The organism is Thiomonas sp. SCN 64-16 (genome assembly GCF_001725585.1).
Lineage (GTDB): Bacteria > Pseudomonadota > Gammaproteobacteria > Burkholderiales > Burkholderiaceae_C > Thiomonas > Thiomonas arsenitoxydans.
In genome coordinates, this window is record NZ_MEGQ01000006.1 from 26,581 (window position 1) to 38,342 (window position 11,762).

At 63.8% G+C, this 11,762-nt stretch carries 11 protein-coding genes and 1 tRNA gene; 7 read left to right on the plus strand and 5 right to left on the minus strand.

All coding sequences use genetic code 11. From position 1 onward, the window contains the following. The first annotated feature begins 54 nt into the window (after positions 1-54). The 3 genes from ABT24_RS02820 to ABT24_RS02830 are packed head-to-tail and all read left to right on the plus strand — an operon-like array spanning position 55 to position 3,220. The gene (locus ABT24_RS02820; RefSeq protein WP_276728631.1) at positions 55-1,839 is read left to right on the plus strand and encodes an acyl-CoA dehydrogenase; all 1,785 of its coding nucleotides are present in this window, start codon (positions 55-57) and stop codon (positions 1,837-1,839) included. 1 nt (position 1,840) lies between these two features. Beyond that, positions 1,841-2,800 carry an NAD(P)H-dependent flavin oxidoreductase gene (locus tag ABT24_RS02825; RefSeq protein WP_276728629.1) on the plus strand — a complete coding sequence of 320 codons (960 nt, stop codon included), beginning with the start codon at positions 1,841-1,843 and terminating at the stop codon, positions 2,798-2,800. Between the two features lie 57 nt (positions 2,801-2,857). Then, positions 2,858-3,220 carry an Mpo1-like protein gene (locus tag ABT24_RS02830; RefSeq protein ID WP_276728626.1) on the plus strand — a complete coding sequence of 121 codons (363 nt, stop codon included), beginning with the start codon at positions 2,858-2,860 and terminating at the stop codon, positions 3,218-3,220. Here the strand turns inward: ABT24_RS02830 and ABT24_RS02835 are convergent. Then, positions 3,165-4,430, minus strand: a complete 1,266-nt coding sequence (locus tag ABT24_RS02835; protein ID WP_276728623.1) for a YihY family inner membrane protein — start codon at positions 4,428-4,430, stop codon at positions 3,165-3,167. The genes ABT24_RS02830 and ABT24_RS02835 overlap by 56 nt on opposite strands. A 17-nt stretch (positions 4,431-4,447) precedes the next feature. On the opposite strand from ABT24_RS02835, the gene wrbA reads away from it, so the two are divergent. The 3 genes from wrbA to ABT24_RS02850 are packed head-to-tail and all read left to right on the plus strand — an operon-like array spanning position 4,448 to position 6,863. Further along, the gene (gene wrbA, locus ABT24_RS02840; protein ID WP_276728620.1) at positions 4,448-5,044 is read left to right on the plus strand and encodes an NAD(P)H:quinone oxidoreductase; all 597 of its coding nucleotides are present in this window, start codon (positions 4,448-4,450) and stop codon (positions 5,042-5,044) included. Between the two features lie 12 nt (positions 5,045-5,056). Beyond that, on the plus strand, positions 5,057-5,446 hold the full coding sequence (locus tag ABT24_RS02845) for a DUF2069 domain-containing protein (protein ID WP_276728617.1): 390 nt from the start codon (positions 5,057-5,059) through the stop codon (positions 5,444-5,446). Beyond that, positions 5,433-6,863 carry an FAD-binding oxidoreductase gene (locus tag ABT24_RS02850; protein WP_276728615.1) on the plus strand — a complete coding sequence of 477 codons (1,431 nt, stop codon included), beginning with the start codon at positions 5,433-5,435 and terminating at the stop codon, positions 6,861-6,863. Before ABT24_RS02845 ends, ABT24_RS02850 begins: the two co-directional genes overlap by 14 nt. On the opposite strand, the gene ABT24_RS02855 is transcribed toward ABT24_RS02850, so the two are convergent. From ABT24_RS02855 to dnaQ, 3 genes are all read right to left on the minus strand, one after another. Further along, positions 6,805-7,743, minus strand: a complete 939-nt coding sequence (locus ABT24_RS02855) for an ion transporter (RefSeq protein WP_276728611.1) — start codon at positions 7,741-7,743, stop codon at positions 6,805-6,807. The genes ABT24_RS02850 and ABT24_RS02855 overlap by 59 nt on opposite strands. A 509-nt stretch (positions 7,744-8,252) precedes the next feature. Further along, positions 8,253-8,327 (minus strand) — tRNA-Val (locus ABT24_RS02860). Positions 8,328-8,393: 66 nt separating this feature from the next. Next, the gene (gene dnaQ, locus ABT24_RS02865) at positions 8,394-9,113 is read right to left on the minus strand and encodes a DNA polymerase III subunit epsilon (RefSeq protein WP_276728608.1); all 720 of its coding nucleotides are present in this window, start codon (positions 9,111-9,113) and stop codon (positions 8,394-8,396) included. A 177-nt stretch (positions 9,114-9,290) separates the two neighbouring features. Here dnaQ and ABT24_RS02870 point away from each other — a divergent pair, with 177 nt between their 5' ends. Beyond that, positions 9,291-10,919 carry a peptide chain release factor 3 gene (locus ABT24_RS02870; protein ID WP_276728605.1) on the plus strand — a complete coding sequence of 543 codons (1,629 nt, stop codon included), beginning with the start codon at positions 9,291-9,293 and terminating at the stop codon, positions 10,917-10,919. Positions 10,920-10,922: 3 nt separating this feature from the next. On the opposite strand, the gene ABT24_RS02875 is transcribed toward ABT24_RS02870, so the two are convergent. Continuing rightward, complete coding sequence (locus ABT24_RS02875) at positions 10,923-11,732, minus strand: DUF2189 domain-containing protein (protein ID WP_276728603.1); 810 nt, start codon at positions 11,730-11,732, stop codon at positions 10,923-10,925. Positions 11,733-11,762: the final 30 nt, after the last annotated feature.

An 11,762-nucleotide genomic window follows, 5' to 3' on the forward strand; every position in this document is an offset into this window, starting at 1 on the left:
CGACGACAGCCGCGCAGACGGCTGCTCCACAAACATCCCCAGACGGAGACTCGCATGAGCTATACCGCCCCCATCCGCGACATGATGTTCGACCTCGAACATCTCGCAGGCCTGGAGTCCATTTCCAAACTGCCAGGCTTCGAGGACGCCACCCCCGACACGGCGGCTGCAGTGCTGGAGGAATGCGGCAAATTCAACCGCGATGTGATCGCCCCGCTGAACCGCGAGGGCGACCTCCATCCCAGTGCCTGGGCAGACGGCAAGGTGACCACCACCCCGGGGTTCAAGCAGGCGTTCCGGCAGTTCGTCGATGGCGGGTGGCAAGGGCTGCAGCATTCGGCTGAATTTGGCGGACAGGGTTTGCCCAAAAGCATCTCGGCGGCCTGCACCGAAATGCTCAACAGCGCCAACCTCAGTTTCGCGCTGTGCCCGCTCTTGTCAGACGGCGCCATCGAAGCCTTGCTCACCGCGGGTACCGATGCGCAGAAGCAGCGCTACATCCCCAAGCTGATCTCTGGCGAGTGGACGGGCACCATGAATCTCACCGAGCCGCAGGCGGGCTCTGATCTGGCGCTGGTGCGCAGCCGCGCCGAGCCGCAGGGCGACGGAACTTACCGGCTGTTCGGCCAGAAGATTTACATCACTTACGGCGAGCACGACATGGCGGACAACATCGTCCACCTGGTGCTGGCCCGCTTGCCGGATGCGCCGGCGGGGGTCAAGGGCATTTCGCTGTTCATCGTGCCCAAAGTGCTGGAAGACGGGCGGCGCAACGACGTTTGGTGCGCCTCCATCGAGCACAAGCTGGGTATCAAGGCCAGCCCGACGGCGGTGTTGATTTACGGCGACGGCAAGGGCGAGGTGGGAACCGGCGCGATTGGCGATCTGGTGGGCGAGGCCAATCGCGGGCTGGAATACATGTTCATCATGATGAACGCCGCCCGCTACGCCGTGGGCCTGCAGGGCATTGCCGTAGCCGAGCGGGCTTATCAAAAGGCGGCGGCCTATGCCAAGGATCGGGTGCAGTCGCGCCCGGTGGACGGCAGCGCGGCGCAGTCGGTGAGCATCGTGTATCACCCCGATGTGCGCCGCATGCTCATGACCATGCGCGCGCTCACCGAAGGCTGCCGCGCGCTCGCGCTGGTGGCTGCCAGTCTGCACGATGTGGGCCGCGCCCATCCCGATGCCGGGCAGCGCGCCGCGCACGAGGCGGCCTACGAGTTTCTGGTGCCGCTGGTCAAGGGCTACTCGACAGAGATGAGCATCGAGGTGGCGAGCCTGGGCGTGCAGGTGCACGGCGGCATGGGCTTCATCGAAGAAACGGGGGCGGCCCAGTATTACCGGGACGCCCGCATACTCACCATCTACGAGGGCACCACGGCCATCCAGGCCAACGATCTGGTGGGACGCAAGACGGTGCGCGATGGCGGCGCCCTGGCGCTGCACTTCGCCGCGCGGGTGAGCAAGGTCGAAGAAGCACTCACGGCCACGGGCGATGCGCAGGCCGTGGGCATGGCTGGCCAGCTGCGGCAAGCCCGCGAAGCGTATGCGCAGGTGGTGGCGTTTGTCGCGGCGCACGGCAAGTCCGACCCCAATGCGGTGTTCGCAGGCAGCGTGCCGTATCTGATGCTGGCGGGCAACCTGATGGCCGGTTGGCAGATGGCGCAAAGCTGGCTGGCCACGCGCGACCTTCCGGCGGATGAAGCCTCCTTCGCCCAAGCCAAACGGGCCACCGCTGCGTTTTACTGCGCCCACATCCTGCCGCGCTGCGGCGGTTTGCGCGATGCGGTCTTGAGTGGCGCCGACAGCGTGATGGCCCTGCCGGTGGAGGCGTTCTGAGATGAGTCTGCCCGCCATTCTTTCCAAGCTGCGGCTGCCTGTCATCGGGTCGCCGCTGTTCATCATCTCCAATCCCAAGTTGGTGATTGCGCAATGCACCGCGGGCATCGTCGGCAGTTTTCCCGCGCTGAATGCCCGCCCGGCGTCGCAGCTCGACGAATGGCTGGCCGAAATCACGGAGGAGCTTGCCGCGTGGAACGCGGCGCATCCCGACCAGCCTGCTGCGCCGTTCGCGGTCAACCAGATCGTTCACCGCAGCAACGAGCGCCTGGAGCAGGACATGATGCTCTGCGCCAAGTACCGCGTGCCCATCGTCATCACCTCGCTGGGCGCGCGCCCCGAAGTGAATCAGGGCGTGCATGGCTGGGGCGGCATCGTGCTGCACGATGTGATCAACCAGACCTTTGCGCACAAAGCGGTGGAGAAGGGCGCAGACGGTCTCATTCTGGTGGCGGCCGGCGCCGGCGGACACGCGGGCACGCAATCGCCTTTTGCGCTGGTGCAGGAAACCCGGCGCTGGTTCGACGGGCCGGTTGTGCTTTCAGGCGCCATTGCCCGTGGCGACTCGGTGCTTGCCGCGCAGGCCATGGGGGCCGATCTGGCTTATATCGGCAGCGCCTTCATCGCCACCGACGAGGCGCGCGCCGCCGAGGGCTACAAACAGATGATCGTGGACAGCAGCGCACAAGACATCGTGTACTCCAGCCTGTTCACCGGCGTGCACGGCAACTACCTGCGCGGCTCGATCGCCGCCGCCGGGCTCGATCCCGACCATCTGCCCGAGGGCGATCCGAGCAAGATGGATTTCGCCGCCGCCATCGGCGGGGCCAAAGCCTGGAAAGACATCTGGGGCTGCGGCCAGGGCATAGGGGCCGTGGGCCGGGTGCAGCCCGCCGCAGACCTGGTGGCCCAACTGCAGCGGGAATACGAAGCCGCGAAAACTCGGATGTGCGGCCGCTGACGCTCCGACAGCTCGCCTATAGTGGTGTAGTCCGAAGCACGAATCTGGAGACACCCCATGCGTGCACATCATCATCGCCCGCAGGCCCAGCCTGAGGCGCCTTCACCCCCCAGCGCCGCGCAACTCGCCGGGGCGCGCACGTTTGCCGAGTTTTATCCGCTGTATCTGGCCGAGCACCGGCTGCCGCTTACCCGCAAGTTGCACTTCGCTGGCTCAACCCTGGCGCTGATCTGCCTGTTTTTTCTCATTTTCACCGCCAACCCATGGTGGCTGCTCGCGGCCGTCATCTGCGGCTACGCTTTTGCCTGGGCGGCCCACTTTTTTGTCGAACACAACCGTCCGGCGACGTTCAAGCGCCCGCTGTTCAGCTTGATGGGCGACTGGGTGATGTGGTGGCAGATGCTGACGCATCGGCTGTGACGGGCGGTACCGATAGCAGTTGAGCCAGACTCCAGTCGCGCTCTTCATCGCTGAGCATGTGGCCGAGCAGCGCCGAGGTGTGTGCAGCGCGCTTTTTATCGAGCAGCAGCGCGTCGATCAATGGCCCAAGGGGCGTGGCCTCGGGGTTGCAGAGCAGCGCCCAGCGCGAGGGGCTGCGGGGCTTGGCGGCGACCTTGCCGATCCAGCCCAGACGTTCCAGCACGGTGAGCAGGTCTTGCAATTGCAGGGGATCGATGCGCAGGCGCTTGGAGAGTTGATCGGCGGGCAGGCCGCAATCGGGTGCGAGGCGCGCGCCGTGGAGCAGCTTGAGCACTTGCACCGCGTTGAGAAACTCGGCGCCCGCATAGCCGTCCAGCCGGATCGCGCGCACACGCAGCGAAGGCAGATAAGCCGCAATCATGGCGCCGACCAGCACGGCGATCCAGCTGAAGTAGATCCACAACAGCAGCAAGGGCAGGGCCGCAAAGGTGCCGTAGACCGCGGTGTAGGTGGTGACGGTGGAGAAATACCAGGCCAGCGCCCGCCCGCCCAGACTGAAGGCCAGCGCGGCGACGAATCCGCCAATGAGCGCGTCGCGCCAACGCACTTCGGTGTTGGGAATGAAGCGGAACAGCGCCGCCAGCGCCACAGCCATGACGGCCCACGAAGCAAAGCTCAGCAAGGCGCTGGCCCCGCCGGGCAGGTGATGCAGCAAGCCGCGGTGTGCGCCAGCGACGAAGCTCATCAGACCGATACTCGCGCCCAGCACCAGTGGGCCGAGGGTGAAACCGGCCCAGTAGAGCAGCACGCGCTGCGCCAGCGAACGGGGCCGCGGGGTGCGCCAGATGGCGTTGAGCGCACGGTCGACGGTCAGCATCATCGAAGTGGCGGTGACGATGAGAAAAACCACGCTGACCACTCCGAGGCTCTTGGCCTTGGCGGCGAAATCGCTCAGGTAGTGATACACCTTGTCCGAGATGCCATCGGGCAGCATGGTTTGCGCCAGATGCGCCTGGATCTGCCCCTGCATTCTGTCGAACGCCGGAAACGCGGTGAACACCGCCAGCACCACGGTGAGCAGGGGCACCAGGGAGATGAGGGTGGTGAAGGTGAGACTACCCGCGGTTTGCGCCAGATTGTCCTGAGCAAAGCGTCGGGCCAGGGTGCGCAGGCTGGCGAGCAGGGTGTCGGAGGGGCGAAGGCGGGGCATAGCAATACGATAGCGGCATGAAAGACATCCTGATTCTGTATTACAGCGTACACGGCGGCACCCGCACGCTGGCCGAAAGTATGGCGCAAGGCGTGGCGCAGGTGCCGGGGGCGCTGCCGCGGGTGCGTACCGTGCCGCGGGTCAGCACCGTGGCTGAGCAGACTGCACCGTCCATTCCCGACGAAGGGCCGCCTTACGTGGAACTGAGCGATCTGCAGGAGTGCGCCGCTCTGGCGCTGGGCTCGCCCACGCGGTTTGGCAATATGGCCGCGCCGCTCAAATACTTTCTCGACCAGACCTCGGCGCTATGGCTTTCGGGCGCTCTGGCGGGCAAGCCGGCGGCGGTGTTCACCTCCACCGGCACGCTGCATGGCGGGCAGGAAAGCACCCTGCTGTCGATGATGCTGCCGCTGCTGCACCACGGCATGCTGATCGTCGGCCTGCCCTACACCGAGACGGGGCTGATGACCACCCACGGTGGCGGCACGCCCTACGGCGCCAGCCATCACGCCGCGCCCGACGCCAGCCTGCCGGTGAGCGAAGAAGAAAAGCGCCTCGCCTTCGCGCTGGGGCAACGGCTTGCGCGAGTGGCGCTCAAGCTTGCGGCAGACTGAACCGAGCGCATGATGTCGGATTCTTCTCAACGGTTATCGACCGCCTCCTGGCAGCATGTCTGGCACCGGGGTGCGGTAGCCAGCCTGCTGGCGCTCATCCTGCTGTGCGTGGTCTGGGAGCTTTGGGCAGCGCCGCTGCATCCCGGAGGATCGTTGCTGGTGCTCAAGGTGCTGCCCCTCCTGCCCGCCGTGCCCGGCGTGCTGAGGGGCAAGGTGCAGACGTTTCGCTGGCTGAGCCTGCTGTTGTGGTTTTACGCGGCTGAAGGCATCACCCGCGCGCTGACCGACCCCAGCGCCGCCTCGCGCGGGCTGGGGTGGATTGAACTGCTGCTCTCGCTGCTGTTGTTCCTCTGCGTGGCCGGTTTTTTGCGCACCGGAGCGTCGCGCCATGCTGTCCGCTGAACAGCATCGTTTGCTGGACGCCTTGCGCGCCTTGCTGGGCACGTCGCATGTGCTGCACCTGGCGGAAGACTGTGCACCCTATCTGGCCGATTGGCGCAAACGCTATCAGGGACGCGCGCTGGCCGTGGTGCAGCCGGGCGACGCCGCACAGGTGGCCGGGGTGGTGCAGCTTTGCGCGCTGCATGGCGTGGGGGTGGTGCCGCAGGGAGGCAATACCGGCTTGGTCGGCGGGGCCACGCCAGACGCCAGCGGCGAGCAGATCGTGCTGAGTACCCGGCGGCTCAACCGCATTCGCTCCATCGACCCCGCGGGCGGCGTGCTCGTCGCGGAAGCCGGGTGTGTGCTGGCCACCGTGCAGCAAGCCGCGGCCGAGCACGGTCTGCTGTTTCCACTGTCTCTGGCCGCTGAGGGCAGTTGCACCATAGGCGGCAATCTTTCGACCAACGCTGGCGGCACGGCGGTCTTGCGCTACGGCAATGCGCGCGAGTTGTGTCTCGGACTGGAAGTCGTCACCGCGCAGGGCGAGGTGCTCGACGCACTCAACCTGCTGCGTAAGAACAATACCGGCTACAGCCTGCGCGATCTATACGTCGGCGCCGAGGGTACGCTGGGCATCATCACTGCGGCGGCGCTCAAGCTCTTTGCGCAACCGGCGGCGCAGATCACCGCGCTGGTCGCGGTGCAGGATGTGGCCGCCGCCATTGACCTGCTCGGCTTAGCACACGCCCGGCTGGGGTGCAGCCTGACCGGCTTCGAGCTGATGAGCGCGCACAGTCTGCAACTGGTGCAGCAACATTTTCCGCAACTCGCTTTGCCTTTTGAGTTGCCCAGCGCTTGGTGCGTGCTGCTGGAGTCGAGCGAAACCGAGGGCGAGCCGCAGGGCAGGGCGCGTCTGGAGTCTTTGCTGGAGATGGCGCTGAACGATGGCTTGATCGTCAATGCAGCCGTGGCGCAGAGCCTGTCGCAAAGCCAGGCGCTCTGGCATCTGCGTGAATCGATTCCGCTGGCGCAGGCACAGGAGGGACTGAACATCAAGCACGATATCGGCGTACCGCTCTCGCGCATGGTCGCCTTTGTCGAGTCCACCGCCGAGTTGGTCACGCAGGCGCTGCCCGGTGCACGCCTGGTGGTTTTTGGCCATCTGGGCGACGGTAATTTGCACTACAACGTGCAGGCTCCGGTGGGCGCGGATGCGGCACGTTTTCTGGCCGAGCATCAAACCGTTTGCAACCGCATCGTGCACGATGCCGCGGTGGCTTGCGGCGGAACTTTTTCGGCAGAACACGGAGTCGGCCAGCTCAAGCGGGACGATCTGGCGCGTTACGGTAACCCGGTTGCGCTGGCCCAGATGCGCGCCCTCAAGCAGGCGCTCGATCCGCAGAATCTGATGAATCCGGGGAAGATGTGGCCCGGCTGATACCCGGCAGCGCTTCGCCGCAGCGGCGGCAATAGCGGGCATCTGCAGTGTGCCCGACCAGCCCGCAACGCGAGCACGCCGTGGCGTCTTCCTCTTGCGCCTGGCGGTGTTCTTCGACGCGGCGCTGGTTCCGATACGAGTTGATCAGCTCCGCCGAATAGATGCCCGTCGGCACGGCGATGATGCCGTAGCCCACGATGATGATGCCCGAGGTGATGATCTGCCCCAGCGCCGTCTTCGGCGTGATGTCGCCAAAACCCACCGTGGCCATGGTGACGATGGCCCAGTAGATGCCACGCGGAATGCTGGTGAAGCCGTTTTGCGGCCCCTCGACCAGATACATGATGGAGCCGAAAATAGTGGTCAGCGTCAGCACGCTGAGCACGAACACAAAAATCTTGTTCTTGCTGCGAGAAAGCGCATCGAGCATCTGATTCGACGCGCTGGTGTATTGCATCAGCTTGAGAATCCGGAAAATACGCAGCACCCGGAGAGTCCGGATAACCGTCAGATGGCCCGACCCGAGAAAAAGCAACTCCAGATACGCCGGCAGGAAAGACAGCAGATCGATGATGCCGAAAAAGCTGCGCGCATACCGCCACGGGTTCTGCACCACGGACAGCCGAAGCACATACTCCAGCGTGAAGGCGATGGTGAAAATCCACTCAAAAACATAAAACACCCCATGCGCACGAACATGCACGGCCTGCACCGAATCGAGCGCGGTGATCAGCACACTGAGCAGAATGAAGCCGATCAGCACCAGATCGAACAGCTTTTCGTCACGTTCGTCGTGGTAATACATCACCCGGTACCAGTACGCCCGCCACCCCTCCTTGGAGCGCGGCGCGAGCTTGGTGCTGGACTGTCGGTTTTGCATGGGCGTAGGCGTATGTGAGTTGCGTCGCGATTTTATGAGGGGCGCAACTCGGGGCTTGCGGCCACCGATCAATGAAGCCTGCGGTCGAGGCTCTTCGCGACTGAGGCACCGCACGACCATCCCGGGCATTGGACGCAAGCGGGCAGTGATGTCCTGCGCGACGGTCCTTCATCCAAATTACAGCACGGCGCTGTCGAGTTCAGCTTGCCTTTCAGGCTACCGAAACATCGGCTGGAACGGTGCGAGCCCGGAGCCCGCCGCAATGAAGACCTTGAGCTTTTGGGCGCGGTCGGTGGCCTTTGTGTTGCGGGCGACGGTATCAGTCAGCGGCATGGGTTCCCCCCATCTAGGCATGTACCCCATGCCTTTCTGATGTACCCCTGCTTTGTACCCCTATCAACTCGCGGATGTCAAAGAACGACACCGAACAGCTACGGAATAAAAAAAGCCATAAAGCATTGATTTCTGTATGCTTTACGGCTCTCTTTGAACTATACCGAATAATAAACTGGTGGGCGGTACTGGGATCGAACCAGTGGCTTCCACCGTGTGAAGGTGGCACTCTACCGCTGAGTTAACCGCCCGAATCACCCTTGCGTTCCAGGAAGGACGATCAGCAAAGTCTGCAATTATTGCACACTTTATTCGGCTCAACTGTTTTGACTCGCTTCCGCGCCCGGACGCCAGATGCTCTTGCCTTGGCTTTTTTTGTCGAGCAATTGCAGAAACGCTTCATGCGCAGCTTGCTCGTCGCTGCTGGGGGCGCGAACGGGCAGGGAAAAATGATCGAGTCGGTGCGAAGCCACGCTCATCTGTTGTTGAGGCGTCTCCAGATCGATCACCAGGCTTTCTTGGCCTCGCGTGAGGCTGAGATAGACCTCGGCGAGCAATTCGGCGTCGAGAAGTGCGCCGTGCAGGGTGCGGTGTGCATTGTCGATGCCGAAACGCTTACACAGGGCGTCGAGGTTGTTGAACTTTCCGGGAAACTGCAGCTTAGCCATCGCCAGCGTATCTGTGACCAGCGGGACGTGTTGCTTGAAGGCGGGACGGTTGAGTCGCTCGAGTTCGGCGTCGAGGAAGGCGCAATCGAAGGGGGCGTTATGAATGATGATTTCGGCATCGCGCACAAACTCGAGCAGGTCGTCGGCGATCTGGGCGAAGCGCGGCTTGTCGGAGAGAAATTCTTCGGTGAGTCCGTGGACTTTGAGGGCGTCGGGGTGGCTGGCGCGGTCGGGGTTGAGGTAGACGTGGTAGTGCTTGCCCGTCAGCCTGCGGTTGAACAGTTCGACTCCGGCAACTTCGATGATGCGGTCGCCGCTGGCGGGATTGAGGCCGGTGGTCTCGGTGTCGAGGACGATTTGGCGTGTCATGCGGGGTGGGTCTCAGGCAAAATAGCGGGTTTGCTGCACCGCCGGATTGGCGGTCACTTTGCGCGTAGCGCGCGGGCTGCAAGGCCTCAGGTCTATGAAATTCAAACGCTCTTCCCGCTACGCATCTGAAAGCCTACCCCAGATGCAAGCCGTCGCGAGATGCGACCCGGCCAGACTATGAGCACGAACGAATCCGAACTGAACCGCGAGCAGATCCGCAGGCGACGCACTTTCGCCATCATCTCTCACCCCGACGCGGGCAAGACCACGCTGACCGAAAAGCTGCTGCTGTTCTCCGGCGCGATTCAGATTGCGGGCAGCGTGAAGGCGCGCAAGGCCAGTCGCCACGCCACTTCTGACTGGATGGAGATTGAGAAGCAGCGGGGCATTTCGGTGGCGTCGTCGGTCATGCAGATGGAGTGGCGCGATTGCGTGATCAATCTGCTGGATACGCCGGGTCACCAAGATTTTTCTGAAGATACCTACCGCGTGCTGACCGCAGTGGACGCGGCCTTGATGGTGATCGATGCGGCCAACGGCGTCGAAGAGCAGACGCTGCGTCTGCTCGAAGTCTGCCGGGCGCGCAACACGCCGATTCTCACCTTTGTGAACAAGATGGACCGCGAGGTGCGCCAGCCGCTCGACTTGATGGACGAGATCGAGCGCAATCTGGGCATGGCCGTGGTGCCGTTTACCTGGCCAGTGGGGATGGGGCGCGAATTTCACGGCGTTTATGACCTGCGCCTGGACCGCATGCGGGTGTTCCGGCCCGGCGAGGAGCGGGTGCGCGATGACGACCAAATGCTGACCGGGCTCGACAATCCCGAGTCGGCGCGCCGCTTTGGCCAGCCCTACGAACAGGCGCAGGGCGAAATCGGTTTGCTGCGCGAAGCAGCGCCTGCTTTTGATGCGGCGGAGTTTCTCGCAGGGCGTCAGTCGCCGCTGTTTTTCGGCTCGGCGATCAACAACTTCGGCGTGCAGGAGGTGCTCGATGCGCTGGTGGAACTCGCGCCGTCTCCATTGCCGCGCGCGGCGACCACGCGGGTGGTGCAGCCGGACGAAAGCGCGTTTACCGGCGTGGTGTTCAAGATCCAAGCCAATATGGACCCGGCTCACCGTGACCGCATTGCGTTCGTTCGCATTGTCTCGGGCCATTTCGAACGCGGCATGAAAATTCGGGTGGGGCGCACGGGCAAGGACATTCGGCCGGGCAGCGTCGTGACCTTCATGTCGCAGCGGCGCGAGTTGCTGGACGAAGCGTTTGCCGGCGATATCGTTGGCATTCCCAATCACGGCACGCTGCATCTGGGTGATAGCCTGAGCGAGGGCGAAGAACTGCAGTTCACCGGGCTGCCGTTCTTCGCGCCCGAGATGTTTCGTGCGGTCGAAATTGCCGACCCGATGCGCAGCAAACAACTGCGCACCGGGCTGCAGCAACTGGGCGAGGAGGGCGCGATTCAGGTCTTTCGCCCGTCCACCGGCGGCAGCCTACTGCTGGGGGCCGTGGGAACACTGCAGTTCGAAGTGGTGCAGCACCGGCTCAAGTCGGAGTATGGCGTGGATGCGCGCATGGAAAGCAGCAAATACCGCATGGCGCGCTGGTTCACTTGCGACGATCCGCAGGCGCTCAAGCGGTTCATCGAAACCAATGCCCACCGCATCGCCTACGACGTGGTCGATGCGCCGGCGGTCTTGCTCACGCACGCCAGCGAATTGCGGGTGATGCAGGAGCTGGCACCCAAAATCCAGTTCCATACCCTGCGTGAGCATGCCGGCCAGGTGTTCAAGACCTCGCTGCAGACTTGACGGTCAGGTCGCTGCGGGTTGTTGCAGACTGGGGCAGACGACGCCCCGGTAGGCGTGCCAGCTGGCATGGCCAATGACGGGCAGCACAATAATCCAGCCCAGGCCAAAGGGCAGCATGGCCAGCAGGCTGATACTGCCGATCAACGCCGCCCAGCAGAACATCGCCACCGGATGCTCCAGGCAGACGCGCAGGCTCGTCAACGCCGCGGTGATGGCGTCCACGGGCCGATCGAGCATCATGGGGATAGACACCACGCTGATGGCGAACACCAGCCCGCCAAACAGCAGGGCGACCCCCAGATAAACCAGGACGAATGTGACGTTGGCAGGGTCGAGCAAGAGCCGCAACACGCCGCCGGTTTCGGGCATGCCCGCATCGAAAAACAAGGCGAACACCACCAGCGCGGTGCGCCCCCACAGCAACTCGATGACCAGCAGCAGTCCGGCGAAGATGGCCACGCTGCCCCGGTGAGGCCACCAGCAGCGGATACAGAAGTTCAGCCGCGCCTTCAGATTGATCTCGCAGCGGCGGCTCGCTTCCATCAAGCCCATGGCCAGGGCAGGGCCGACCAGCAGCAGGCCAGCAGCCAGCATCAAGGTGTATTCAGGCGAACTCGCCAGCGTCCAGGCCAGCAGCCAGCCGAGCGCGGTGAAAATGAGCCCGTAGCTCAGACCGACAACCGGGCAGCGGGCAAAGTCGCGCCAACCGGCGGCCAGCCAGCGAAAAGGCGTATTCCATTGCAGACTGCACACGCTCACGCGGGTGCGGGTTTCCGCGGCTAGCGGGTGATGCTGCGCTTCTTCTGGCGTCATATCCCAGTTCTCCTCCATGTTGGGGGCAGC